The organism is Corynebacterium sp. KPL4035 (assembly GCF_037908325.1).
Classification (GTDB): Bacteria; Actinomycetota; Actinomycetes; order Mycobacteriales; family Mycobacteriaceae; genus Corynebacterium; species Corynebacterium kefirresidentii.
Genome location: NZ_JBBMGF010000004.1, coordinates 195,529 through 219,141, shown reverse-complemented (window position 1 = coordinate 219,141; position 23,613 = coordinate 195,529). Strand labels below are relative to the sequence as shown.

Annotated in this window: 27 protein-coding genes; 8 read left to right on the top strand and 19 right to left on the bottom strand. The window is 58.9% G+C overall.

The window, feature by feature from the left end:
- Positions 1-65: 65 nt before the first annotated feature.
- The gene (dnaG, locus tag WMP96_RS06020; protein ID WP_301715931.1) at positions 66-1,988 is read right to left on the bottom strand and encodes a DNA primase; all 1,923 of its coding nucleotides are present in this window, start codon (positions 1,986-1,988) and stop codon (positions 66-68) included.
- Between the two features lie 211 nt (positions 1,989-2,199).
- Between dnaG and WMP96_RS06015 the strand changes: the two genes are divergently transcribed.
- Positions 2,200-2,661 (top strand): ribonuclease domain-containing protein, encoded by a 462-nt coding sequence (locus WMP96_RS06015; RefSeq protein ID WP_301715932.1) that lies wholly within the window; start codon positions 2,200-2,202, stop codon positions 2,659-2,661.
- A 2-nt stretch (positions 2,662-2,663) separates the two neighbouring features.
- Positions 2,664-2,897: a barstar family protein gene (locus tag WMP96_RS06010; protein WP_023021008.1), complete on the top strand. Its 234-nt coding sequence runs from the start codon at positions 2,664-2,666 to the stop codon at positions 2,895-2,897.
- A 150-nt stretch (positions 2,898-3,047) separates the two neighbouring features.
- Here the strand turns inward: WMP96_RS06010 and WMP96_RS06005 are convergent, their stop codons facing one another.
- From WMP96_RS06005 to WMP96_RS05995, 4 genes are all read right to left on the bottom strand, one after another.
- Positions 3,048-4,340: a deoxyguanosinetriphosphate triphosphohydrolase gene (locus tag WMP96_RS06005; RefSeq protein WP_239205140.1), complete on the bottom strand. Its 1,293-nt coding sequence runs from the start codon at positions 4,338-4,340 to the stop codon at positions 3,048-3,050.
- A gap of 50 nt (positions 4,341-4,390) precedes the next feature.
- Positions 4,391-6,154, bottom strand: coding sequence for an FtsX-like permease family protein (locus WMP96_RS06000; RefSeq protein WP_301715933.1), 1,764 nt, complete (start codon positions 6,152-6,154; stop codon positions 4,391-4,393).
- Positions 6,151-6,723: an ABC transporter ATP-binding protein gene (locus WMP96_RS11735; protein ID WP_396130150.1), complete on the bottom strand. Its 573-nt coding sequence runs from the start codon at positions 6,721-6,723 to the stop codon at positions 6,151-6,153. Before WMP96_RS11735 ends, WMP96_RS06000 begins: the two co-directional genes overlap by 4 nt.
- 202 nt (positions 6,724-6,925) lie before the next feature.
- Complete coding sequence (locus WMP96_RS05995) at positions 6,926-7,513, bottom strand: YdcF family protein (RefSeq protein ID WP_301715934.1); 588 nt, start codon at positions 7,511-7,513, stop codon at positions 6,926-6,928.
- 54 nt (positions 7,514-7,567) lie between these two features.
- Between WMP96_RS05995 and WMP96_RS05990 the strand changes: the two genes are divergently transcribed.
- Entirely contained in the window at positions 7,568-9,592 is a 2,025-nt protein-coding gene (locus WMP96_RS05990) for a TPM domain-containing protein (protein ID WP_301715935.1), read from the top strand.
- A 60-nt stretch (positions 9,593-9,652) separates the two neighbouring features.
- Here the strand turns inward: WMP96_RS05990 and WMP96_RS05985 are convergent, their stop codons facing one another.
- Genes WMP96_RS05985 through WMP96_RS05975 form a run of 3 tightly spaced genes read right to left on the bottom strand, consistent with a single transcriptional unit; the run spans position 9,653 to position 11,990 of the window.
- Positions 9,653-10,099, bottom strand: a complete 447-nt coding sequence (locus WMP96_RS05985) for a hypothetical protein (RefSeq protein WP_340432375.1) — start codon at positions 10,097-10,099, stop codon at positions 9,653-9,655.
- Positions 10,099-10,608 carry a hypothetical protein gene (locus WMP96_RS05980; protein WP_301715937.1) on the bottom strand — a complete coding sequence of 170 codons (510 nt, stop codon included), beginning with the start codon at positions 10,606-10,608 and terminating at the stop codon, positions 10,099-10,101. Before WMP96_RS05980 ends, WMP96_RS05985 begins: the two co-directional genes overlap by 1 nt.
- A 2-nt stretch (positions 10,609-10,610) precedes the next feature.
- Entirely contained in the window at positions 10,611-11,990 is a 1,380-nt protein-coding gene (locus tag WMP96_RS05975) for a glycine--tRNA ligase (RefSeq protein WP_301715938.1), read from the bottom strand.
- A 184-nt stretch (positions 11,991-12,174) separates the two neighbouring features.
- Between WMP96_RS05975 and WMP96_RS05970 the strand changes: the two genes are divergently transcribed.
- Together WMP96_RS05970 and WMP96_RS05965 are read left to right on the top strand one after the other, a co-directional pair.
- The gene (locus WMP96_RS05970) at positions 12,175-12,465 is read left to right on the top strand and encodes an ArsR/SmtB family transcription factor (protein WP_049361562.1); all 291 of its coding nucleotides are present in this window, start codon (positions 12,175-12,177) and stop codon (positions 12,463-12,465) included.
- A gap of 70 nt (positions 12,466-12,535) precedes the next feature.
- Positions 12,536-12,955, top strand: coding sequence for a Fur family transcriptional regulator (locus tag WMP96_RS05965; RefSeq protein WP_049361563.1), 420 nt, complete (start codon positions 12,536-12,538; stop codon positions 12,953-12,955).
- 110 nt (positions 12,956-13,065) lie between these two features.
- On the opposite strand, the gene WMP96_RS05960 is transcribed toward WMP96_RS05965, so the two are convergent.
- Positions 13,066-13,728, bottom strand: a complete 663-nt coding sequence (locus WMP96_RS05960; RefSeq protein ID WP_239205126.1) for a CPBP family intramembrane glutamic endopeptidase — start codon at positions 13,726-13,728, stop codon at positions 13,066-13,068.
- Between the two features lie 138 nt (positions 13,729-13,866).
- Here WMP96_RS05960 and WMP96_RS05955 point away from each other — a divergent pair, with 138 nt between their 5' ends.
- Positions 13,867-14,316, top strand: a complete 450-nt coding sequence (locus tag WMP96_RS05955; protein WP_239205124.1) for a hypothetical protein — start codon at positions 13,867-13,869, stop codon at positions 14,314-14,316.
- Positions 14,317-14,319: 3 nt separating this feature from the next.
- The gene (locus WMP96_RS05950) at positions 14,320-14,514 is read left to right on the top strand and encodes a helix-turn-helix transcriptional regulator (RefSeq protein ID WP_301715939.1); all 195 of its coding nucleotides are present in this window, start codon (positions 14,320-14,322) and stop codon (positions 14,512-14,514) included.
- A 26-nt stretch (positions 14,515-14,540) separates the two neighbouring features.
- On the opposite strand, the gene WMP96_RS05945 is transcribed toward WMP96_RS05950, so the two are convergent.
- From WMP96_RS05945 to WMP96_RS05930, 4 genes are all read right to left on the bottom strand, one after another.
- Entirely contained in the window at positions 14,541-15,296 is a 756-nt protein-coding gene (locus tag WMP96_RS05945) for an isoprenyl transferase (protein WP_200288787.1), read from the bottom strand.
- A 10-nt stretch (positions 15,297-15,306) separates the two neighbouring features.
- Entirely contained in the window at positions 15,307-16,023 is a 717-nt protein-coding gene (gene recO, locus WMP96_RS05940) for a DNA repair protein RecO (RefSeq protein WP_301715940.1), read from the bottom strand.
- 6 nt (positions 16,024-16,029) lie between these two features.
- The gene (gene era / locus WMP96_RS05935) at positions 16,030-17,067 is read right to left on the bottom strand and encodes a GTPase Era (protein WP_301715941.1); all 1,038 of its coding nucleotides are present in this window, start codon (positions 17,065-17,067) and stop codon (positions 16,030-16,032) included.
- Between the two features lie 182 nt (positions 17,068-17,249).
- Complete coding sequence (locus tag WMP96_RS05930) at positions 17,250-17,396, bottom strand: hypothetical protein (RefSeq protein WP_234288166.1); 147 nt, start codon at positions 17,394-17,396, stop codon at positions 17,250-17,252.
- On the opposite strand from WMP96_RS05930, the gene WMP96_RS05925 reads away from it, so the two are divergent.
- On the top strand, positions 17,395-17,775 hold the full coding sequence (locus tag WMP96_RS05925; RefSeq protein WP_200288785.1) for a hypothetical protein: 381 nt from the start codon (positions 17,395-17,397) through the stop codon (positions 17,773-17,775). The two genes, WMP96_RS05930 and WMP96_RS05925, sit on opposite strands and share 2 nt — an antisense overlap.
- An 84-nt stretch (positions 17,776-17,859) precedes the next feature.
- On the opposite strand, the gene WMP96_RS05920 is transcribed toward WMP96_RS05925, so the two are convergent.
- The 6 genes from WMP96_RS05920 to dnaJ all read right to left on the bottom strand — a co-directional run bounded on the left by WMP96_RS05920 (position 17,860) and on the right by dnaJ (position 23,583).
- Complete coding sequence (locus tag WMP96_RS05920) at positions 17,860-18,876, bottom strand: formamidase (RefSeq protein WP_200288784.1); 1,017 nt, start codon at positions 18,874-18,876, stop codon at positions 17,860-17,862.
- 276 nt (positions 18,877-19,152) lie between these two features.
- Positions 19,153-20,001 (bottom strand): pyridoxal kinase PdxY, encoded by an 849-nt coding sequence (gene pdxY, locus WMP96_RS05915; protein ID WP_200288783.1) that lies wholly within the window; start codon positions 19,999-20,001, stop codon positions 19,153-19,155.
- Between the two features lie 51 nt (positions 20,002-20,052).
- Positions 20,053-20,670: an rRNA maturation RNase YbeY gene (gene ybeY / locus WMP96_RS05910; protein WP_200288782.1), complete on the bottom strand. Its 618-nt coding sequence runs from the start codon at positions 20,668-20,670 to the stop codon at positions 20,053-20,055.
- Positions 20,667-21,647 carry a PhoH family protein gene (locus WMP96_RS05905; RefSeq protein ID WP_239205116.1) on the bottom strand — a complete coding sequence of 327 codons (981 nt, stop codon included), beginning with the start codon at positions 21,645-21,647 and terminating at the stop codon, positions 20,667-20,669. Before WMP96_RS05905 ends, ybeY begins: the two co-directional genes overlap by 4 nt.
- Before the next feature lie 23 nt (positions 21,648-21,670).
- Positions 21,671-22,432 (bottom strand): 16S rRNA (uracil(1498)-N(3))-methyltransferase, encoded by a 762-nt coding sequence (locus WMP96_RS05900; protein WP_301715942.1) that lies wholly within the window; start codon positions 22,430-22,432, stop codon positions 21,671-21,673.
- Positions 22,432-23,583: a molecular chaperone DnaJ gene (dnaJ, locus tag WMP96_RS05895; RefSeq protein WP_200288779.1), complete on the bottom strand. Its 1,152-nt coding sequence runs from the start codon at positions 23,581-23,583 to the stop codon at positions 22,432-22,434. The genes WMP96_RS05900 and dnaJ overlap by 1 nt, the downstream gene beginning before the upstream one ends.
- Positions 23,584-23,613: the final 30 nt, after the last annotated feature.

The window sequence follows — 23,613 nt, the reverse complement described above, 5'->3', positions numbered from 1 at the left end:
CACCAGCCGAGAAAATGGCCGCACTGATAAACTCAACCGAAACATAGGAAGTGTTTCCACGACCACTAGAATCTGCCAGGCGTGCCGCGGAAGGCGCGGTCATTGAGATCGCGACGGGCTTGCTCTAAAGCGACGAGGTCAGCAAAAAGCGAGTTATAGCTAGCCTCATCATCGGAGGGACGCATGCGGCCAAGACGAGCCTTCAACTGGGCGATTTGATCGCCCACCACCGTCTCTTGCAATCGGGAGAGCACGGAGTCGGCGTATTTTTCGGGACCGACGTCGGTTGGCAAAATGGCCTCTACGGCAAGCTCCGAGACGAAGTTGCGGCCGGTAAGGTCCTGCATTTCGCCGGCCACCGCGGCGATCCACTCCACGGCCGGCATGGTGGCGCCCTGAGCTGCGCCACCCACGGTAGAAATGGCTTGGCGCACGAGGCGGTAGGCGTCGTTGGTATAGGCGTCGGCAGTAATGCCATCGAAATAGGAACCTGCCACCTGCGGCATCTGCAAGGCCAGCTTGAGGGCCTCGCGCTGAGGCCACAGGTGGGTCTCCTTCGGGCTCGGCGGATGGATCATCGGCACGTCCTGCTGTGCCGGCTGCTGCTTCGTATTGTCGAAGCGACGAATGGTGGGCTTTTCGGCTTTCTTGGGCTTGCGTGCCTCCGCGCGCACCTGCCGGAGAACCTCTTCCGGATCCGGCCAGCCCACCCAACCTGCTAGACGCCGGGCATATTCACGCTGCAAAGGTTGATCACGGATCTGTGCGACCACGGGTACCGCGCGGCGCAGGGCCTGCAGGCGCCCCTCGGCGCTGTCAATGCTGTATTCCGCGATGACGGACTGGATAACGAACTCGAACATGGGGATGCGGTCCGCGATGAGCTCGCGCACGGCGGCATCGCCTTTGTGCAGACGCAGATCGCACGGATCCATGCCGTCGGGCGCTACGGAGACAAAGGATTGACCGGTGAACTTTTGCTCGCCGTCAAAGGCGCGCATGGCGGCCTTCTGCCCTGCCTCATCGCCGTCAAAGGTATAGATGAGCTCGCCATTGAAGTAGGAATCATCCAGCATGAGTCGGCGCAGCACCTGCAGATGCTCGCCGCCAAAGGCGGTACCACAGGAAGCAACAGCGGTCTTGACGCCTGCGGCATACATGGCCATGACATCCGTGTAGCCTTCTACCACCACGGCTTGGTGGTTTTCGGCGATATTGCGCTTGGCCAAATCGAGGCCAAAGAGCACCTTGGACTTGCGGTAGAGCATGGTCTCAGAGGTGTTCATGTACTTGCCGAGCTTGTCGTCGTCGAAAAGCTTGCGGGCGCCAAAGCCAATGACGTTGCCGGAAAGGTCCTTAATCGGCCACAGCAAACGACGATGGAAGCGGTCGATGGGACCACGCTTGCCCATCTTGGAAATGCCAGCTGCTTCCAGCTCTTCAAAGGAAAAGCCTAGGCGCAGCAGGTGTTTGGTAGCCGTATCCCATCCCTCTGGGGCATAGCCGCACTCGAAGTCATAGATGACCTCGCGGGAAAAACCGCGATCCAGCAGGAAATCGCGGGCTGTAGCCGCTTGCGGGGTCTCCAACTGCTGGCGGTAAAACTCGTGGGCGGCCTTATTGGCAGCGATGAGGCGCTGCCGCGTGCCCGGCTTCTCATTGCGTGCGCCTGTAGAACCACCCTGGTAGTTGATGTGATAGCCGATCTTCTGCGCTACCGCTTCAACCGCTTCTGGGAAGGAGACCTGCTCCATTTCCATCAGGAAGCTGAATACATCGCCGCCCTTGCCGGTGGAGAAGCAGTGGTAGTAGCCGCGCTGCGGGCGCACGTGAAAGGACGGGGTCTTTTCATCCTTGAAAGGGCTAAGGCCCTTGAGGGAATCGTGCCCGGCGGGCTTGAGCTGCACGTACTCGCCGACGATTTCTTCTAAAGGCGCGCGTTCACGGATAGCTTGGATATCGCTGTCCGGAATTCTGCCTTTTGCCATGCGTACAGACTACCCCGCGCGCGGTGGGAACGCTTAACTGCCTAGGACAGGAAGGTGCCCTTCGCCAGGGTTCACAGTTTGGGCGCAAATTACCCTCTGTTGGGGTACTTTACCCACGCTGTTACCTACCCCCGTGACGGGGGAATTTTTGACCTCTCTATTGGCCCAGGGCGATTTATACTTTTAGCGCCGCACCTGCAACAATAAAGGTATGCCCAAGTCCAAAGCGTCCAAGAAATCGCTCCCCGTTGCCCTCGGTGGCCTTGCGCTTGTCGTCGTAGCAAGCTACTTCGGCTTCGATCTCGGCGGCGATGGTGATTCCGCTGCTTCCTCCACTTCTGAGTCGACCCAAGCGGCCGCGACTGGCGACGCCGATACCTGCACGATGTCTTCCCTACCCGCCGAGGCCAAAGACACCGCAGACGATATCTTGGCCGGTGGCCCCTACGACTACCCGGATAATGACAACGCCCGCTTTGGCAATTACGAGGGCCGGCTGCCCCAGCAGGACAAGAATTACTACCGCGAATACACGGTAGAAACCCCAGGCAGCCACAACCGCGGCGCCCGCCGCATTATCACCGGTGGCGGCAGCGAGACCGACCCAGACGTGTGGTACTACACCGATGACCACTATGAAAGCTTCTGTTCTATTCCGGACGCAGAGGAGTAATCATGCGACGCATCCTCATTACTGAACACATCCGCACCCGCGCGGACTTCTTTAACGCACTCGGCCGCACCCGCGGCTGCGAAGACTGCGGCCCGCGCAACCTCGATGACCTAGCGGATTTCCTACGCGAGCAGCGCACCAGCGTCATCGTTGCCTCCAATATGGATATCGAAGGCGAGGACCTAGCGGCGGTAGCTAGCGTGCTCGAGGACCAAGGTGTCGCGTTGGTGCGCTAGCGACTCGGGCCCTGGGGTTGGAGCTGAGGCGTTAGGTCCATAGATATGAGGCCGAATTGAAGTTTTTGAGCTCTCAATTCGGCCTTTTCGCGCTCAGATCGGCCTGATGACTCTCGACCTAACTCTAGCGCGGTGGTGGGCAAGCCAGGTTTAGCTGAGGAACCCAGACAGCTCCGCGCTCCGGCGGGCCAAGCGCTCGAGGCGGGACTCCGTCATGGACGCAATTTGGTCGATGATGGCGCGGTCGCGGGCGGCGTCAGTTTCGGCTTGCTCCCACCACAGCCGAAAGGTGGCATCGAGGGAGCCGGGGGCGCCGGCGACGAGGTAATCGTAGACGCGGTAGATGCGCTCGCGCTGGCGGTCTTGGCGGGCAAGGTGGGCGGGCTCATCCATGACATAGAGGACCGCGATGGTTTTAAGCAGCTTGACCTCGGCCTCGGCTTTTTTAGGCACGACGAGGTCACCGTGCATGCGGCCAAGGGTATTGGAGGCGATGAGCTCGGCATTGGCTTCGCTGGTGGCACCGACGGTCGCGCCGACATAGCGGCCTACGAGCTCAGAGGTCATCTTCTTCAAATTGGCATAGTCGCGCAAGGAGTAATCAAAATCGCCGATGGCGTTGATGACGCTTAAGTTGCGCAGGCTATCGGCCGCCTCCAAGAGCTCATCGGCGGTGCCGCCAAAAGCTTTAGCGCCCTTTTCTGCCAGCTGGGCTAGCTCAACTAGGTCCCACAGAACATTGAGGGAGATGCGCCGGGAAATAATGCCGTCTTCCACATCATGCACGGAGTAGGCGATGTCATCGGACCAGTCCATGACCTGAGCTTCGATGCATTTGCGATTATCGCTATGGCCCTCACGCAGCCACTCGAGCAGATCCGCGTCCTCGTCATAAGCACCGTATTTGCGGTTGGCGCTGCCATCGGGATTGGTTTTGGTCCAGGGGTATTTGCAGGCACCGTCGAGGGCGGCGCGGGTGAGGTTGAGGCCGAAGCTGCGCGGCACGCCGCTGGCATCGTCCACGATGATCTTGGGCTCTAGGCGGGTGAGGATGCGCAGGGTCTGCGCGTTTCCTTCAAAGCCGTTGAGGGCGACCTCATTGAGTGCGTTTTCGCCATTGTGCCCGTAGGGCGGGTGGCCGATGTCATGGGTCAGCCCTGCCATGTCGCACAGATCAGGATCGAGTCCAAGTCCAGCACCGATGCTCCGCGCAATTTGGCCCACCTCCAGCGAGTGGGTCAGACGGGTGCGTGGAGTATCGCCATCGCGCGGCCCGACGACCTGAGTTTTATCGGCCAGACGCCGCAAGGCTGCCGAGTGCAGCACGCGGGCGCGGTCACGGGCAAAGACGCCGCGATGTTCTTCCACGGTATGGAAGGCTGAGCCCTTCGGCTTTTCATCGGCCAGGCGGGCGAAGTCGGCGGCGGAATAAGAATAGGACACGACCCAAGCATATTCCGTGAACTGGCCTTTTGGGTGAGCAACGTGGCCGCCTAGTTTTTAGCAGGCCGCGGGCCTTTCACAAAGTTGCTGCCCACCGCTGCCAGGCCCACAACCACCACCAAGAAAAATATGAGTCCAAATGGGACATCCGGAAAGTGCAATACAAGTTTATGCGCTATATAAGAGTCCATATACGTGCTCAGTAGAGCAGCTGCTCCTAGCGACAAAGCCAACGCAAAAGCCGAAGGCAAACAATTGGCCAATTTCCTGTTTCTGTGCGCTTCTGCAACTGAGACGCCTTGTTCCCAAATGGTTTTAGTGAAGTGGATAAGCCGACCTTGTTGTGCTAAGGCCAGTCCGAAGATGAGAACTGCTCCCCCAACAATCACGTAGGCAAACAACGGAATAAATTCGCTTGTACCGGTACCGTTTGGACCGTAAAGCAACGTTGAAGGTAGGTTTTCTGCCCATTGCTGAGCGCCTACAACCTCCATCGCTTGGCTGTCGCTCAATTCCACTTGCTTCGAAAAAATGGCTACAGCATAACCTTCGTCTTGCCTTTCGCCCGTTCCCCAAGAAGGATCTGCTTCAGAATTAAAGGTTTTATCCCATGGCCGCATCCACGTTTGGTCAAACGGCGATCGGGGTTCCGTCTCAACTACCTCTCGGTCATTAACCAAGGAACTTACTGTTCCGTCCCGATCTTCTACCAGCGCAAAGACAGCGCCTTCTTCCATGGTGGAAGGTTGGAGCTCTTCCGAGTCTTGGTCAGCAGGCACCCAGCTAAGAACTCCTAGGCAATCTGCGGCGTGATCCTGACAAATGTTTTGGGCAGTGGATGTGCTGATAGTTTGTTCATCCTGCGGCGACCCTACATACACGTTCTTCACATTGTCAGCTAATTCTTCCCTTGCTGAGTAGAGTGCCGAATCATTCGCAATAAAAGGAATGATGGGAAACAAGATAAAAATACAAGAGACCCGCAATATAGTGGTGGCGATAAAAGATCGCGCATATCGGACTCCCAAAATCGGAGGATTCCATCCCCCAAACTTGAGGGAGAGGTATTCGGCGGAATATAAGACAACCGCGTAGACAAATACAGAGGCAGCACTCACCAAGAAGGGCACGCAGTAGACGAAAATAAACGGCCACCTACTAGATGGATCCGCTTGGGGCATCGCCACAAATCCCACTAGCAATACAACACAGGCTGCTATCCCCAGCGGATATCGAAGGAGTTCTGCAGCCCGCGGATTCCTTGGAGTTGGATCTATGCGAGTTGGGCCTTGGCTCAAATCCTCCAAAACTCTCGTTTCCTGTTGGAAAGGAACGAAGCTCAGACAAACGATAGCGCACCATGAGATCACAGCGACGAGTAGTGGTGAAGGGAGTCCTTGAGGAAGATCAATGCCAAAACCCGAATACAGAACCAGGAAGATTGGCTTCATCAGCACTGGAACCAGAACCGCGCTAACTATTGAAAAGAAAAAATAAACCGTAAGTAGCTCAAGGAATAGCACTCGGCGAATTCGTTTTAATGTTAACCCAAATAAACGAAGCGCCTCATAGTGGTGGCGCCTCCCCTCCACCACATGCCTAAAGCAGTATTTGAGCGCCAGAGCAAAGGGAATGATCGATATGAAAGCCGAATACATCAGCCCCATTGACATAGATTCGGCTACCTTGTCCGCCGCTACTGTGGAGACTAACAGACAGACAAAGAAGAAAAGCACAAACGAGGAAGCTAGTAACGGGATACTCTCCACAAAAGTGCTCTTACGGATCCTCGCTTCCACAGCGCGAAAATTCATTGGTTTACCCCGATTTCCAAAACCTGATCACAAAACTGCGCTAAACGATCATCGTGGGAAACTACCAAGGCGATTGCGTGGTTTCTTACTATGTAATTATGCAGATATCGCAACACTGAATATGTGTTGTCCTCATCCAAGGCACTCGTCGGTTCGTCTGCGAAAACGAGTTGGGGCTTTTTGGACATTGCCGTTGCTATGGCCGCGCGTTGGCGTTGTCCCCCTGAAAGCTCGTGCGGTAGAGAGGCTCCGTATTCACTCATATTGAGTTGAGCTAGCAAAGAGCTATTAGCGTCCGAGTCCGCAGTGGCTCCGCTTAGCCCTTGTGCGAAGGAAAGGTTTTCGTCGATTGTCAAACAGGGCACTACGCCGGAATCTTGAAACACTATTCCCATCGATTTAGCTCGAAGCCTATCTCTATTTCGAGCAGAAGAGCTCCATAAATCATGTCCGAAAATACTGACGGTTCCTGATGTTGGCTTCTGGAGTCCAGAGATAACGCGAAGCAGCGTGGATTTGCCGGACCCAGAGGCGCCTCGAATCCAAGTGAGGGTACCTGGCTCATGCACAGAGTCGATAGAGAATAGCGGGCTACTTTTCCTGCTTAGCTTTACAGACAGGTTCTCCAGTTTTAACACGCTTTCCTCCTGAGGCTTCGTAGCATTTCAGCGCTGACCAACATGGCTCGGTGTTATTTCCTGATGTAGTGGAAAAGAAACCCTTCTCCCCTAGAAATGCATCGGCTGCTTAAAAAATATCATGCGATGCTTCTTATCGCCGGGGAAAAGAATCCCTATCTTCCTGCTCAATCGTCTGATGCCGCAGCTTCTGATTCGGGCGCAACACCCGCTCCACGCGGTAGAACCCATTGCGCAGTGCGGCGGCACCGCGCGGGGGCAAAAGTCCTGCTACCAGCGCGTAGGCCACGCCACCGGTTTCGTGGGCAAGATAGCGCCACCAGGGTGTGGAAAAGCGTGCGGCAGGGTAATACGGCGTGCCGGATACGGTGGCTTTTAGTCCTTCCTGGCGGGCGATGAGTGCGGTGCGCAGGCGGTGGAGGGGATCGGTGATGATGGTGGCGTCGGCAAGCGCGAAGGCTTCCTTGACCGCCTTCAGGGAGCTGCGGGTATCCATCCCCTCCTCCACCGCGTGGACGGTCAGGTGCGGGAAATGCTCGCGCAGAAAGGTGCGGCCGACGCCGGCCTCGGTAAACCTATCGCCGGGCAGCTTGCCGCCCACGGTAATGACTTCCAGGCCCTCGGCCGTGGCTAGCTCGCCGGCGTGGCGCAGGCGTCCGGCAAGGATGCGGGAGGGCCGGCCGTCATATTGGGCGGTGCCTAAAACAATTACGTACTTCACTGCCCCATTACACTACCCGCCGAAGAGCTAAGTGGAGCCGGTAAAGTGGTGGGCATGAATTTGAGTGCACGTTTGGGCCGCGCGGCCATCGCCGCTTTCATCTTGGGCTGCACCTCCATCGGTGCGGGGCCTGCCTTTGCCGCAGAGACCACCATCGTGGCGCAAGGCACCGGTACGGCCACCCTCACGGAGAAGGTTACCGATGACGCGGGCGTTTTAAGCACCCAAGAAAAGGCTGAGCTGAGAGAAAAGATTGGCCAGCTGCAAAAGGATGAGCACCGGGTCCTCTTTGTCTACATCACCAATAAGCTAGATACGGATCCGGAAAGCTATGCCGCCCAAGTGGTTAAGGACAAGGGGGAAAACTCTGCGGTGTATGTCCTGTCCATCGATGACCGCAAAATGGGCGTGCAGACCGGCAAAGCTTGGCCCAAAGGCCGGCTCGACCAGATGTATGACGCTGCCTATGACAAGCTGACCAGCGATGAGTACGGTGCTTCCGCCCTCGCGCTTGCCGACGCCGCCCTGGGCAACACCAGCAGCTCCAACTCTTCCGATTCTTCCGGCCTAGCGTGGCTGGGCGGTGGCGCGGCCGCCATTGTCGCCGCCGGTGGCGGAATCATGTACTACTCCCGCCGCAATACTAAGAAGAATAAGGCGCAAACGCTCGAGTCGGCCCGCGAAATCGCCCCGGGCGATACCGATCAGCTCAACCGTTTGTCACTTGAGACCTTGGACCAGTTGGCGCAGGAAGAGTTGGTCTCGACCGATGAGTCCATTCGCCGCGGCAAGGAGGAGCTCAATATCGCGCTTTCGGAGTTTGGTCCAGAGCGCGTGCGCCCGTTTACCAAGGCGATGAACCACTCTACTTCTACCCTGCAAAAGGCCTTCCACCTACGCCAGCGCCTCGATGATGCCGTTCCGGAGTCCCCGGCCGAACGGCGCCAGATGCTCGTGGACATCGTCTCTTCCTGTGGTCAGGCCGATGATGCCCTGGATGCGCAGGCCGCGGAATTTGCCCAGATGCGCGACCTACTTATCCACTCCGATGAGAAACTGGACGAGCTCACCCAGCGCACTGTGGGCCTGCGCGCCCGCCTACCGGAGGCCGAATCCACGTTGGCTCGGTTGAAAGGCAACTATGACGAGCACGTTTTGTCCTCCATTGCCGATAACCCGGAGCTTGCCGCCGCTTCGCTTGATGAAGCAGAAAAACTGCTAGAAAAGGCCCGCGGGGTCCAGGCCCAGCCGGCCGGTCAGCAGGGCCCGCTGGTGGGGCTCATCCGCGATAGTGAACATGCCTGCGCGATGACGGATCGCCTAATTTCCGGCGTGGAAAACGCGGAGGAGAATATCGCCACCGCCCGCGCTAACCTCGAGTCCCTCATTGCCGAAGTCGAAGGCGAAATCGACGAGGCCCGCGAGCTCGAGCGCCAAGGCAAGGCGCAGGGAACCACGGCGGATTGGAACGCGCTCGAGGAACTGCTCGGTCGCGCTGGCTCCGCAGTCACTGAGGCCAAGGCCCAAGGCCAGCAGGATCCATTGGGCCAGCACACCGCACTTACTTCTATTGACACGCAGCTGGATGAGGCGCTTGACCGCGTGCGGGAAAAGACCTCCACCCACGCGCGCCAACTTGATCTCTTCCGCCAGCAGATTTCCGTGGCGGAATCTAATATCCAGGCTGCGGAGGACCTCATTTCCTCCCGCGGGCGCATCATCGGCTCGGGCGCACGCACCGCGCTTGCCGACGCCAAACGTCTCCACGCCCAAGCCCTCCACACCGAGCGCAGCGATATCCGCGCCGCCCTGCAGTCCTCCCGCGAAGCGGTAGCCGCGGCCCAGGCAGCGCTGCAGCGCGCCAAGGATGACATCGACGAACACCGTCGCCGCCAGCAGCGCCAGCAGATGGGCAACGCGGCCGGCAATATCGTCACCGGTATGGTCCTGGGCCAAATGCTCGGCGGCGGCCGCGGCTTTGGTGGCGGTTTCGGAGGCGGCGGCTTTGGTGGAGGCAGCTTTGGCGGCGGAGACTTCGGCGGCGGCGACGGAGGCGGCTTCCGCGGCGGCTCCTTCTAGCCGAGCAAAGGCCGCCCCGTCTCACTCTCCGTGGGCGGCGCCTTCGTTGATTGCGCCGGACTAGGCGCGCAGGGTGCGCGGGGTGGCGTCGAGAAGCGCGCAGGCATAGCTCAAAAATATGGCGTCTAGCTCCGGAAGCTCGCCGACGCCCACGCTCACGCGGAGGCCCGCGCCGGCCGGGGCGGTGCTGGTAACCTCGGCGCCCGAGCGGCGAGCTACGATGCGGCGCTCGCGGCGGAAGGGGTTGCGGCGTTCTAGCAGGTACTCGCGCTCCCCGCAGGCCGCACGCAGGCGGGTGACGGTAATCTCGGCCTGGGAGACCGAGAAATCTTCGCCCACCGCGGTCCGCGCGCGCAAGAAGAAGCGCGGGGAGGAAGAATCCAGCGAGGATTCTAGGGAAAGGCGCTCCCCGCCCGCTGTGATGAGCACACCGTCGCGCACGAAAGCCAGTTGCTCCCCTGCGGCGTTGGTGAGCGCATCCGCGCGCCAAGTCCACTGCGCAGTCATTAGAAGATGAACAGCGCGAGTATGGCAGCGATGGAGGCGAGGACCAAGGTGATGATCCATGCCCAGGCCTTGCCTTGAGTATTGGCATCAAGGATGACGCGGGTAAACCAGCTCAAGCCGGCGACTTCGGCGGTGGTGAGTCCTTCGGCATCGTGCTCGAATTCGAGGATGGACTTGCGCACCCCAGAGTTGCGGGAGGAGAACTGGCCTACCTTGTCATCATCGACATCATCGATGATCCAGTCGCCGCTATTTTCATTAACGAAGTGAAAAGTGCGGCCGTTAAGCGATGCCTCTAGGCGCTTATCGCGGCCGGGGCGGCCAGCGAGGCGGTAGATGGAGCCATCGGCAAGCGTGGCAGAGGCGCCTAGATCACTGACCTCGGTGCGCCAGAAGTGGCCGTCGACCTCCGCGGAATGCTCCGAGAATACGCCCAGCTGCTCCGGGCCGTCTTCGGCCAAGAGCACGGGTTTTGCGCGGTCAGAGCGATCCCAGCTGGTGTAATGCATCCCTAGCACCCAATCAGGCGAGCGGCGAGGTAGGCCTCGAGGTCATCGAGCTTCACGCGCTCCTGCTCCATGGTGTCGCGCTCGCGCACAGTTACGGCATCATCATCGAGGGTGTCGAAGTCGAAGGTGACGCAGAACGGGGTACCGATCTCATCCTGGCGGCGGTAGCGGCGGCCGATGGCGCCGGAGACGTCAAAGTCCACGTTCCAATAAGCGCGCAGCTTATCGGCCAGCTTGCGGGCAGGCTCAGAAAGTTCTTCCTTCTTCGACAGCGGAAGTACGGCTACCTTGATCGGCGCTAGGCGGCGGTCCAAACGCAGAACCACGCGCTTATCGGTGCCGCCCTTGGCGTTCGGAGCTTCTTCCTCGTCATAGGCATCCACCAGGAAGGCCATCATGGAACGGCCCAGGCCGGCAGCCGGCTCGATGACGTACGGGGTCCAGCGCTCGTCATTGGCCTGGTCGTAGTAGGACAGGTCCTCGCCCGAGCCCTTGGCGTGTACGGACAGGTCATAGTCCGTGCGGTTGGCCACGCCTTCCAGCTCGCCCCACTTGGAGCCCTTGAAGCCAAAGGCGTACTCCACGTCCACGGTGCGCTTGGAATAGTGGGAGAGCTTTTCCTTCGGGTGCTCGTATAGGCGCAGGTTTTCTTCCTTGATGCCCAGATCTACGTACCAGTTGTAGCGGTCATCAATCCAGTACTGGTGCCACTCTTCGTCCTCGCCTGGCTTAACGAAGAACTCCATCTCCATCTGCTCGAACTCGCGGGTACGGAAGATGAAGTTACCTGGGGTGATCTCATTGCGGAAGGACTTGCCAATATTCGCAATGCCAAACGGCGGCTTCATGCGCGAGGAGGTCATCACGTTCTTGAAGTTGACGAAGATGCCCTGTGCGGTTTCCGGACGCAGGTAGTGCAGGCCCTGCTCATCATCGACTGGTCCCAGGAAGGTCTTGAGCAGGCCAGAGAAGGCCTTCGGCTCGGTCCAATCGCCCGGCTGGCCGGTTTCCGGGTCATTGATATCTGCCAGGCCGTTTTCCGGCTCGTGGCCGTGCTTTTCCTCATAAGCTTCAATGAGGTGGTCGGCGCGGTAGCGCTTACCAGTGTGGCGGGATTCCACCAGCGGGTCGGAGAATACTTCAACGTGACCGGAGGATACCCAGACCTGGCGCGGCTGGATGACGGAGGTATCGACACCCACGACGTCTGCGCGGGACTGGACCATGTGGCGCCACCACTGGCGCTTGATGTTCTCTTTCAGTTCCACACCAAGAGGGCCGTAGTCCCACGCGGAGCGGGAACCGCCGTAAATTTCACCTGCCTGGTAGACCAAGCCGCGGCGCTTACACAGGTTTACAACGGTATCGATGACGGATGCCATAAGTTTTCGGACTCCTCTGGTAGGGGACAGTCTTGACAATCTCGTTCAGTCTAACCCTAAGCGCTTGCCGGCGGTGGGATTGGGGCATGAATTTAATTTGAAATATATACAAGCTATTGCACACATCGGGTAATATAAGGGTGACCGACAGGTAATAGGTATTTAATTGAAGGTGACATTCCCTATGACGACCACTGATACGGCGATTAATACTTCTGCGGCTGCCGGCGTGATCGCTGCCCTCGATTCGCCCCTACGCATCGCCATCATCTCCCGCTTGGCTGAGCGCGATCACTTTGTACACGAGATCGTTAAAGCCACCGGCAAGTCCCAGCCGCTCATTAGCCAGCACCTGCGCGTCCTCAAGCAAGCGGGCATTGTTGACTCCGAGCGCAGCGGGCGCGAGGTGACCTACTCACTCATTGCGCCGCAGGTATTGGACTTGCTTGCCGACGCCGCAAGGATCGCCTCCTAGCCCTTCCCTCCTTGCATATAAAGCCGCCCGACTATGCAGTTGTTGAAAAAGAATTGATAATATAAAGGTCATGGCTTTACACGACAGTATTCCCAAACTAGGAGCGCGCAATACCAAGCAGCGCACCGCAGTCGTCGAGGTGCTGCGGGATATGGAGAAATTCGCCTCCGCCAAGGAGATCTATCACGAACTCCAGGAGCGGGAGGAAAAAGTGGGTCTGACAACCGTGTACCGCACCCTGCAGTCCCTAACCGATATCGATGCAGTGGACGCGCTCCACATGCCCAATGGCGAAACCCTCTACCGCCATTGCGAGACCGACGCCCATCACCACCACTTGGTATGCACCAAGTGTGGCCGCACCGAGGAAATCGACGGTGGCCCCATTGAAAAGTGGGCGACCTCCGTGGCCAAGGAGTACGGCTTCGAGCTCACCGGCCACGATGCCGAGGTCTTTGGCATCTGCAGCAACTGCGCCGCTTCCGCCTAAGCATCCCCACTCCGCCTAGTGAAGCCGCTCCTCCCCTAGCCCCAGTCTCCACTCCGGAGCCTGGGGTTTTCTTGCGCGGCCCGACTGTGGCAGCGCCTTCCACGCCAAGACTATAGCGCCGAGACCGCAATCAACTGCACGACCACATTATTGACCAAGTGCACAATAAAGCCTGCGCGCAGCGAATTGTGGAAGCGGGTCACTAGCGCGCACCCCATCCCCAGAAAAGTCGCATACACAATGACCGGCGGCGCAATATGGGCGACACCAAACAACAACGAGCTGAGGATCACGCTGGCAAAGGCTGGGACGCTGCGATCTAGATACCCCATCAGCAAGCGGCGAAACACAATCTCTTCCGCCAGCGGCGCCAGCAAGAGATAGCACGCCAAAGACACGACGACCATAACACCGCGCCCATCAGCTGCAGATGTATTGTCCGAGGGCGATATCCCCAACAGTGGCCCCACAATCGCGGCTGCGACCCCCGCCGCCAGAATCACAAGGGGCACCTGCCACAGCAAGTGCCAACCACGCCTACCCAAAGGCAGAAAGCCCAGGCCAATCCCCCGATGCTTGAGGTAGTACACCAACGCAGCCGTCGGCACCGCCACCGAAAGAGCAAGCGCAGCGGGCATAATCGTGCCCAGTCCGCCCGCAGCCAAGCCAGACTTCATCATGACAAAAACTGTCACTACCAATAAAACATCCATGGCACTGATGGCCACGATTCCGATAAGTGCGTCTTTTAGTCTGATGTCGTCTTCTGCCATGCCTCCACCCTAAAAGGCTGCCACTCATCCTTAAGAACGAATCTCACCCAAGAAGTAAAGCACCCTTTACAGTAAAGGACGCTTCACATAAGATGAGTGTCAAGCACGCTTTACAACCACTTATTTCAGGAGGCCTCCTTGCAGACCACCCGCTTTGGCCGCCCCAAGTTTGGTGGCACCCAAACCAAACTCCTCACACTATCCGTTGCGGCTGGCGCGGGCCTCGCTGCAGCCGCCGGCGCCATCGTGGCCGCATTCGTACACGATGATTCGCCGCTACTAGCGTTTGCCGTGTACGCACTGTGCCTATTTCCTGTTGCTACGGCGGCTAGCTGGGGATTCATGGTGGATCGGTCCACCATCCGCGGAGCAACACCCGATCCGGAAAACTCCATCGAATCCCATTGGTATTCGCAGGCCTCCGAAAACACCTTGCACGCCATGCTCCTGGGCATCGGTGGCTTGGGCGTTGTCTCTACTTTTTGGGATTTCCACGTTTCGGGCTCCATGCTCACGCTCATCCTAGGAGTCTTTGTCACCGGAACCTTTGGCATTAGCTACTTTGCCCACAAGCGGGCAGCGAGTTAAACCATGGACAACCGGCTCAAAGAGATTCGCGAGAGCCAAGGTCTCTCGCAGCAAGGATTGGCCACCGAGCTAGGCGTATCGCGCCAAACGATAATCAGCATTGAAAAAGGGCGCTACGATCCTTCGCTCCCCCTCGCATTTCAAATCGCACGCTACTTTTCCTGCCGCATCGAGGATATCTTTATCCCCGAGCTATAAACGCACACCGCTTCGCCGCTTGGCATTTACTTCTTGACGCCACCGAAGCGGCGGTCGCGCCGCGCATATTCCTCGATGGCGGCGAAGAGATCCTCCGGGGTGAAATCTGGGAAGAGCTTATCCTGGTAAATCATCTCCGCATAAGCCGACTGCCACAGCAGGAAATTCGAGGTGCGCTTCTCCCCGGACGGGCGCAGGAAGAGATCCACATCCGGCATGCCCGGATCATAGAGATGCTGCGCTATGGTTTCTTCCTTTATATCGCGCGGGTTGAGCTCGCCGGCTGCAACTTGCTTGGCGATGTCCCGGAAACCATCCACCAGCTCTGCCCTACCGCCGTAGTTCACGCACATGGCCAAGGTCATCTTGGTGTTATCCTTGGTCAGCTCCTGGGCAGCCTCAAGCTCCTTAATAACCGAGCGCCATAGGCGCGGGCGGCGCCCAGCCCACACCACGCGCACACCGCGCTCATTGAGCCACTCACGCTGGCGGCGCAGCACATCGCGGTTAAAGCCCATAAGGAAGCGGACCTCCTCGGGGCTGCGGCGCCAATTCTCCGTAGAGAAGGCATATGCCGAAAGATAAGGAACGCCGGCAGCAAGGCAGGCATCGACGACGTCAAGCAGCACGGCTTCGCCACGCCTATGCCCCTCGGTGCGCTTCATGCCTTTTTCCTGGGCCCAGCGGCCATTGCCATCCATGACCAGCGCAATGTGGCGGGGCATGAACTCATCCGGAATATTCGGTGGGGTCAAAGTGCGGTTCGGGTCTGGCGTAATCACGGGCTATATTCTACTGCTCCATTACCTGCAATGCGGAAACATTGCGCTCCATGTGCCACTGCAGGTGCGCCCGCGCTAGGCGGTGCCCCTCCTGCTTTTGGGCATTCGTGGGATTCGTTGGGTAGTTATTCGCTAAAAGCCACAGGTGATGCAGCGTTTCGGGATCCACCTCCGCAGCACCCGGCGGTCGACATTCGTGGCACGCCGCCCCGCCGACTGCCGGGTGAAAGGCGTGGTGCGGGCCGGGCCGGTTGCACTGGGCACAGTTGAAAAGGCTCGGCGCCCAACCGGCATGCGCCATCGCCTGCAGCAAGAAGGCATCCAGAGTCATGGTTGGGTCCGCAGTTTGCAGCCGCTCCAAGGTCGCGGTGACGGATTCGTAGAGGTAGGGGTCATGGGCTGCGTCGGCAAAAGCCAGGCGCTCGGCTGACTCCAGCACCGCGCAGGCCGCCGTGTAACGCTCATAGTCCTCGATGAGGCGCGCGCCAAAGTAATCCACCGTATCCGCTTGGGAAATGGTGGCTAGGTTCTTGCCCACGTACAGCTGAACATCAAGGTTAACGAAGAGCTGCAGGCGCGAGCCAAAGCGCGACTTGGCACGGCGCACGCCCTTGGCCACCGCGCGCACGAGGCCGTGATCGCGGGTGAGTAGGACAATGACGCGATCGGCCTCACCAAAATCGTAGGTGCGGATGACCACTGCGCGGTCACGATAGTTCTCGCGCATAGTGGTTTAAAACCCGAGCCTACCCAGCGACTTCGGGTCAGACTGCCAATTTTTCAGCACTTTAATGCGCAAGTCTAGGTATACGTTCTGGCCCAGCAACTCGATGATTTCTTTGCGAGCATTGCCCACAATGCGGCGGAAGCGCAGGCCATCCTTGCCTTCGATAATGCGCTTTTGGCCAGGCCGCTCCAAATACAAAATGGCGTGGATATCCAGCACACCCTCACGGGTGCGCGATGGCAACATCTCATCCACCTGCACCGCTACTGAGTGCGGCAGCTCCGCCTTCAGGCCTGATAATGCAGCCTCACGAATGAGTTCCTCGATGCGCTTTTCCTGACCTTCATCAGTGATGTGATCATCCGGGTAGAATTTCGGGCCTTCTGGCAGGTGATCCACGATGACCTGAACCAGCTCATCAACCTGTACACCTTCCTTGGAGGACACCGGGATGACTACCGCATTCGGGTCATCTTGGGAAAGTAGCTCGTGCAGGGCCAAAAGCTGTGCGCCTACCTGGTCTTTGCTGGCTTTATCCAGTTTGGTGACGATGCCGATGATCTGCGTCTTCGGCGCAATGGAGCGCACGTTGTCCAGGATCCAGCGGTCACCCGGGCCAATCTTCTCATCGGCCGGGATGGTCAGGCCAATGACATCCACATCGGCGTAGGTATCCTTGACTACCTCATTGAGGCGCTCACCCAACAGGGTGCGCGGGCGGTGTAGGCCCGGCGTATCCACGACGATTACTTGGGCATCTTCGCGGTGTACCAAGCCACGGATGGTGTGGCGGGTGGTCTCCGGCTGGTCAGCCGTAATCGCAATCTTCTGACCTACCAGGGCATTGGTCAGCGTCGATTTACCGGTATTCGGGCGGCCGACAAAGGACACGAAGCCGGAACGGAATCCTTCCGGGGTGTCGGTGTACTGCGAATAGTCAAGCGGGGCGGCCGCATTCTCGGCGCCTTCCGGCACGGCATCATCGGGGTCTTCTGGAAGACCCTCGAATGCCGCATCAAACTGTGCATCAAAATCAGAACTCATTACCCGCAATAATAGCCCACAGAGCCAAAATCTCCGATTAGTTCACGGCCAATTTCTACCAGCGGTACAGAATAGGGCTAATCTATGGAGAAACCTCTTCTCCCCAGCACAAACCGTGCTGCCTCCCCGGAAAGGCTCCTCCATGCCCCGCACCTCTCCTGCGCTCATTTTGAGCGCTGCTCTTACCCTCTTCCTCTCCGCCTGCTCCTCCCCGATTCCGAGCCATCAGCAGAGACGAGCACTACCTCTGCGACGACCTCTTCTTCGTCCGCCACCAGCTCTTCGAGTACGGCCTCTTCTGCTGCTACCAGCAGCGGCGAAGAGAGCATGCCTGAAGAACCTGCAAATAGCGTTGCTGCAGAGCCAGAGACCCAGGCCGAGGCTGCAGCTGCGGAGCCAGAGTTGCTGTATTGCGATGACGGGCTAGGCGCGTTTGGCCATTTTTCCGATGGCTCTTGGCACCCAACTGAGCTCTGCAACACTCCAGAGCTACAAAGAGCTGTTCGGGCTGAAGAAGTCTGCGGTGGTCCAGGCGGACAATATAAGTACCCCGAAGAATGGGCCGAGCTGTGCAATGGAGGCCTTCCGCCTTCAGATTCGCTTAATGACTATGGCGACGTAGATGCCGGATACACACCAGAGTCTGACGCAGTGTTAGATACGCCAGCCGATGCCGATACAGGTGCGGTAGAAGGCGACGAGTATTAGCAGCAAAAAGACCGCACGCTGGACAACACCAAAGCCCTGCGCCCGTCGAAACGGGTGCAGGGCTTGCCGCTAAATTAGTGAAGCTTACTTAAACTCGTCCGGCAGCGGGCCAAGCTGCGGGCCGTCCGGGTAGTACTTCCAGCCGTCCTTGATGCGGACGTCGTCAGCCCAAGGAAGCTTGTATTCACCCTTGGCCAGGTCCTCGACCCAGGTGAGATAGTTTTCGGTCTTGCCGCCGGGGTAGCCAACGTAGCCGCGGTTGCCCAGGTTGAAGATGTTGTTTTCAAGGCCCCAGTTGATGCGCGCCTTATCGGCCAGTTCTGGGAAGATTTCGGCGGTGACGATTTCACCGGGGTTGCGGTGACCCTCAGAAATCATGTGGCCATCGTAGTTGCAGACGTTGCCCTCACCGAAGTAGTAGAAGGTGTTGTCATAGCCAGCCAGGTTCACCGAAGCAGTGAACATGAGGTTCTGGAAGGCATTGGTCTTATTGGTCATGATCCACTGATCCTGGGTCTGCGTGGAGTAGCCAGAAATGCGGATATAGACATTGGCGCCCTTATAAGCGGCCTCGCGTGCCAGCTCGGGGAACATGCCATCGTGGCAGATATTCACGGCGAGCTTGGAACCCTTGGGACCGTCACATACCGGCATACCCAAATCGCCTGGGTACCACGGTTCGATAGGAGTCCATGGCTGGAGCTTGCGGTAGTGCAGCGCAATTTCGCCATCGGAGTTGATGATGATGGCGGTATTAAATGGTGGCTTTCCTTCCTCATGGTTGGGCTCCATGATGGAGAAGACGCCCCAAACGTCATTTTCCTTACAAGCCTGCTTGAACTGATCTACCTTGGGATCATCGAGACCAATGAGGAATTCATCATAGGACCAAATCTTAGTGTTGAGACCGGAGGAAGAATATTCCGGGAAGACAATGAGATCGAGGTCTGGGTAGCCCGCCTTGGTGGAGGCGACCATGCGACAGATTTCATCCACGCTGGCTTGGACGTCCTCTGGGGTGTTAACCACGGGGACGGGGTACTGAATGAGTGCCATCAAAAGGCCGTCGGGAGAGGCGCTGATGCTTCCGGTACTAGACATGGTGAGCTCCTTCTACTTGATGAGAACGTGACTTCCGCCATATTAATAGGGCATAATGCGCCATACCACTTTTAAGCAGGCGTGGGTGTCTCATATGAGAGACTCGGAAAGTAATACAAGGAGCAGATAAAGAAAGCCGAGCTGAGGCTGCATCCTCAGCTCGGCCAAATCAAGCTAGACCTAGCGTGGCATTACGCCGCAGTGTTGCGCTAGGCAACCTAACCTCTCACTGGATAGAGTCCGCAACAATGGGCTTTCCGTAGAGATTGCCCAGGCCTAAAGCTCCTCCGCGTGGAACTGCATGCGCGGGTGTGCGAATACATCCTGAGACTGGATGAGCTGAAGCTCAGCAGTCTCGGCCTCATAGGTGTTTTCCAGCAGGTCGTAGACAGAGGAGGCGGTGCGGCGCAAGGACTCCTTAACGTCGCTGGTCTCGGTGTAGTGGCCGGTAAACAAGGCGGCGGTGACATCGCCGGAGCCGTTACGCTTAAACGGCAATAGTGGCGTGGACACTAGGAAGGCGCGGTCGCCGTCAACGGCGAGCATCTCAATCTGGCCCTCTGGAGTTTCGGGACGCTTGACGGAGGTAACCAGAACGGTCTTTGGACCGATTTCCTGCGCCTTCTTCACCGCGGCGAGGGTCTGATCGAGGGTACCGACCTCGGAATCGGTGAGGTAGCCCAGCTCAAATTGGTTGGGGGTGATGATATCGGCAACGGGCACAACGCGGTCACGCAGCAGCGGCGGGATCTCATCGGAGACAAAGCAACCGGACTTAGCATTGCCCATTACAGGATCGCAGGCGTAAAGCGCCTTGGGGTTAGCGGCCTTAATGCGGCGGACGGTTTCCACGATGGCGTCGGCAATGTCGGCGCCGCCCTGGTAGCCAGACAGAATGGCGTCAATCTGTGGGAAGGCACCGCGCTTTTCAATGCCATCGATAATGGAGGTGACATCGCTGGCCGGAATCATCGGCCCGCCCCAGTCACCGTAGCCAGTGTGGTTGGAGAAATTCACCGTGTGGACCGGCCATACTTCATGGCCGGCGCGCTGCAGAGGAAAGACGGCCGCAGAGTTGCCAACGTGGCCGTAGGTGACGTGGGACTGGATGGAAAGGATAGTCATAGGTTTCCATTGTGCTACGCGGCGCACGCGCTCACAAAAGAAAGCGAAAAATTATTCTTCCGGGCGATCTTGTGGTTCTCCCACCGCAGGGATGCCCCCACCAGGAACCTGCTTGTCCAGGTTGGCGCGTTCGGCGGCATCGGGAAAAGCCTTCGGCCCGGAAGGCTTGGGTTGATAAGCCACGCCACGATCGGCCACATCGTCGTACCAATCCGCAAGCAGCTCGTTTTGGCGGCCGAACATTTCCTTTTCCTCGGCCGGAGTGGAGTGGTCATAGCCCAGCAGGTGCAGGCAGCCGTGGACCGTAAGCAGGGCAAGCTCGTGACCTAGGGAGTGCCCAGCGGCATCGGCCTGGCGCAATGCGAATTCGGGGCACAACACAATATCGCCCAACATGGCCGGGCCTGGATCGGCGGCATCCGGGCGGCCGCCACCAGCAATCGCACCGGGGGTGAGCTCATCCATGGGGAAGCTCATGACATCAGTAGGGCCCTCCAGATCCATCCAGCGCACGTGGAGATCCTCGATAGTCTTCAAATCCACGCAGGTAATTGTGCACTCGGCATCGGGGTTGATGTCCATGGCGCCGAAGGCATAAGAAGCGACGTCAATCAGCATCTCCTCGTTGACGCCCTCGAAGCCGGATTCATTGAGAAACTCGATACTCATTCCATTCCCTCGTATTCTGCGGCTTTCTTATTATCAAAGGTCTCATAGGCATTGACGATGCGCCCGACCAGCTGGTGGCGCACCACGTCTTTCGCTCCCAAGTCCGCAAAGTGAATATCCTCCACGTTGCGCAGGATGCGGCGCACGATGCGCAGGCCGGAGACCTGGCCATGTGGGAGGTCTACCTGGGATATGTCACCGGTGACCACGATCTTGGAGCCAAAGCCCAAGCGGGTGAGGAACATTTTCATCTGCGCGGGCGTGGTGTTTTGAGCTTCATCAAGGATGACAAACGCATCGTTCAATGTGCGGCCGCGCATATAGGCTAGCGGGGCGACCTCGATGATGCCGGCCTCCATGAGCTTAGGGATCATCTCTGGATCGAGCATGTCCCGCAGGGCGTCGTATAGCGGGCGCAGGTACGGATCAATCTTGTCATTGAGCGTGCCCGGCAAAAAGCCCAGCTTCTCCCCTGCCTCCACAGCCGGGCGGGTGAGAATAATGCGCGAGACCTGCTTGGTTTGCAGAGCCTGCACCGCCTTGGCTACCGCGAGGTAGGTCTTGCCGGAACCGGCCGGGCCGATGCCAAAGACCACCGTATTATCGTCGATGGCCTGCACGTATTCGGACTGGCCCACCGTCTTTGGGCGGACGGCCTTGCCACGGCGCTTGACGATGTCCGCCGCCAGCGCCGCCGAAACCGACTGCGGCGCCTCTACCGCCACCATGTCCATCGTGTGCTTGACCGTATCGGTGGATACGGCGTGGCCACGGCGGGCGATGGCTTCGAGCTCGTCGAGGATCTTCGCGGCGCGGGCCACCTCATAATCGGGACCGGTGATAGTAACGACATTGCCGCGGGCAAAAAGGTCCGCATCCAGGCGGTTATTGAGCACGCGCAAGTTATCGTCCGCGCTACCCAGCACGATGCTGACGTAGGCGGAATCTAGCTCACATTTCTTCGTGATGATAGGCACGTGCTTTAGGCTACCAGCGCCGGCTACCACCGCTGGGTGCGCATGCCGATTGCCGCTAGCGCCACCATCGCCGCGCTGGCGGTGCGCAGCACTTCCGGGCCAAGCTTGATGGGCATGGCGCCGGCTTCCTTGAGACGATCGAGCTCAGCGTCACCGATGCCGCCTTCGGGGCCTACGAGCACCACGACGTCGTCTGCTAGCGGCACGTCTTTGATGGAAGCAGTAGCTTCCTCATGCAGGACAAGCACGGTGGGTGCAGCCGCCGCATCACCGGCGGCACGGTCGCGGCTGAGTTCTTGGACGAGCTGCGGGGTGGTCAACGGGCCGCGCACCTGGGGGATGCGGGCGCGGCGGGATTGCTTGGCCGCAGAATCTGCGGCCGCCTGCCACTTGGCCACCGCTTTGGGTGCCTTCTTGCCATCCCATTTGGCCACGCAGCGGTCTGCCTGCCAGGCGATAATCTCATCGGCGCCGGCCTGGGTGGCCAGATCCACGGCGAGCTCGGCTCGCTCGGATTTCGGGATGGCCTGTACCACGGTCACCCGCGGGGTGGGCTCAGGCGTGGTGGCGATGGACTCGACCATTCCCTCCAGGGAGTCCTTGCCCGTGGCGGCGGTGATGGTGAGGGTGAGGCGGATACCGGTGCCGTCGATAAGCTCGAGGCGCTCGCCCTCCCCCATGCGCTTGACCGTCACGGCGTGGCGGGCCTCCGGGCCGGAGAGGCTGAAGGCCTCGCCGGTGCGCGCGGCGGAAAGGTCCGGGTGGATGAAGACGGGGAGCGACATTAGCGGCGGAACTTATCGCGGATGCGGCTGAAGAAGGATTCCTCTTGACCGTCGCCGGTGGTGCGCACGCGCGCGCCCTCGTCGCGGGAGTTGCGAATCTTCTCCAGGGACTCGCGGGTCTTGCGGTCCAGGTCCTTTGGCACGACGACGTCCACATGGGCAAAGAGGTTGCCAAAGCCATCGGTGCGCAGGCGGGGCATGCCGGCACCGTCGACCTTGATGGACTCGCCCGGCTGGGTGCCTGGTTCGATATCGATGGTGAGCTCTTCGCCATTGAGCTGGTCGATGGTGAAGTTGGTGCCCAAGGCGGCGTCAATCATCGGCACGCGCACGGTGAGGTTCAAGTCATCGGCATTGCGCTGGAAGACGGGGTGCTCCTCCGTGTGGACCTCAACATAGAGGTCACCGGCTGGGCCGCCGCCGTGGCCGACCTCGCCCTGGGACGCCATGCGGATGCGCATGCCGTCGTTGATGCCGGCCGGGATATTAACGGTAATATCGCGACGCTTCTTCACGCGGCCGTCGCCGGCGCAGTGGTTGCATGGATCGGTGATGACCTCGCCAAAGCCCTGGCACTTCGGGCACGGGCGGGTGGTCATCACGTTGCCCAAGAAGCTGCGCTGCATCTCCTGGATTTCGCCCATGCCATTGCAATTATCGCAGGTAACCGGCTTGGACTTGGACTCAGAGCCGGTGCCGCCGCAGGTATCACACAGCACGGCGGTATCCACGGTGACCTTCTTCTTCAAGCCGGTATAGGCCTCTTCCAAGGTAATGCGAGTGCGCAGCAGGGCATCATTGCCCGGTTGGACGCGGGACTTCGGGCCGCGGGAGCCGCCAGCACCGCCGCCAAAGAACTCGGCGAAGATATCGCCGAGGCCGCCGCCACCGAAGCCGCCAAATCCACCCGCACCGGCGCCACCGCCGCCTTGTTCCATGGGGTCGCCGCCCATGTCCACGATCTGGCGCTTTTGCGGATCCAGTAGGACCTCCTGAGCCAGCGCGGCATCGCGGAACTTCTCAGCCGCGGTTTCATCATCCGGGTTGAGATCCGGGTGATACTTGCGGGCCATTTTGCGGTAAGCCTTCTTAATCTCCTGGTCAGTTGCGTTTTTATCAACACCGAGGATGCCGTAATAGTCACGAGCCACTGTAAGAGATATTCCTTCTAATTCGTCTTG

Excerpts from the sequence above, each read along its gene's own strand:
- WMP96_RS05900 (WP_301715942.1), bottom strand. The coding sequence starts at position 22,432 with ATGTCGCTCCCCGTCTTCATCCACCCGGACCTTTCCGCCGCGCGCACC.
- WMP96_RS05920 (WP_200288784.1), bottom strand. The coding sequence starts at position 18,876 with ATGTCTAGTACCGGAAGCATCAGCGCCTCTCCCGACGGCCTTTTGATG.
- WMP96_RS06015 (WP_301715932.1), top strand. The coding sequence starts at position 2,200 with ATGCCCAAGTCCAAAGCGTCCAAGAAATCGCTCCCCGTTGCCCTCGGT.
- WMP96_RS05975 (WP_301715938.1), bottom strand. The coding sequence starts at position 11,990 with ATGGCATCCGTCATCGATACCGTTGTAAACCTGTGTAAGCGCCGCGGC.
- WMP96_RS05980 (WP_301715937.1), bottom strand. The coding sequence starts at position 10,608 with ATGCATTACACCAGCTGGGATCGCTCTGACCGCGCAAAACCCGTGCTC.
- WMP96_RS06000 (WP_301715933.1), bottom strand. The coding sequence starts at position 6,154 with ATGAATTTTCGCGCTGTGGAAGCGAGGATCCGTAAGAGCACTTTTGTG.
- WMP96_RS05985 (WP_340432375.1), bottom strand. The coding sequence starts at position 10,099 with ATGACTGCGCAGTGGACTTGGCGCGCGGATGCGCTCACCAACGCCGCA.
- ybeY (WP_200288782.1), bottom strand. The coding sequence starts at position 20,670 with ATGAGTATCGAGTTTCTCAATGAATCCGGCTTCGAGGGCGTCAACGAG.
- WMP96_RS05970 (WP_049361562.1), top strand. The coding sequence starts at position 12,175 with ATGACGACCACTGATACGGCGATTAATACTTCTGCGGCTGCCGGCGTG.
- WMP96_RS06010 (WP_023021008.1), top strand. The coding sequence starts at position 2,664 with ATGCGACGCATCCTCATTACTGAACACATCCGCACCCGCGCGGACTTC.
- dnaG (WP_301715931.1), bottom strand. The coding sequence starts at position 1,988 with ATGGCAAAAGGCAGAATTCCGGACAGCGATATCCAAGCTATCCGTGAA.
- WMP96_RS05990 (WP_301715935.1), top strand. The coding sequence starts at position 7,568 with ATGAATTTGAGTGCACGTTTGGGCCGCGCGGCCATCGCCGCTTTCATC.
- recO (WP_301715940.1), bottom strand. The coding sequence starts at position 16,023 with ATGCGCGAGAACTATCGTGACCGCGCAGTGGTCATCCGCACCTACGAT.
- WMP96_RS05930 (WP_234288166.1), bottom strand. The coding sequence starts at position 17,396 with ATGCTCTCTTCGCCGCTGCTGGTAGCAGCAGAAGAGGCCGTACTCGAA.
- era (WP_301715941.1), bottom strand. The coding sequence starts at position 17,067 with ATGAGTTCTGATTTTGATGCACAGTTTGATGCGGCATTCGAGGGTCTT.
- WMP96_RS05925 (WP_200288785.1), top strand. The coding sequence starts at position 17,395 with ATGCCTGAAGAACCTGCAAATAGCGTTGCTGCAGAGCCAGAGACCCAG.
- WMP96_RS05950 (WP_301715939.1), top strand. The coding sequence starts at position 14,320 with ATGGACAACCGGCTCAAAGAGATTCGCGAGAGCCAAGGTCTCTCGCAG.
- WMP96_RS05960 (WP_239205126.1), bottom strand. The coding sequence starts at position 13,728 with ATGGCAGAAGACGACATCAGACTAAAAGACGCACTTATCGGAATCGTG.
- WMP96_RS05965 (WP_049361563.1), top strand. The coding sequence starts at position 12,536 with ATGGCTTTACACGACAGTATTCCCAAACTAGGAGCGCGCAATACCAAG.
- pdxY (WP_200288783.1), bottom strand. The coding sequence starts at position 20,001 with ATGACTATCCTTTCCATCCAGTCCCACGTCACCTACGGCCACGTTGGC.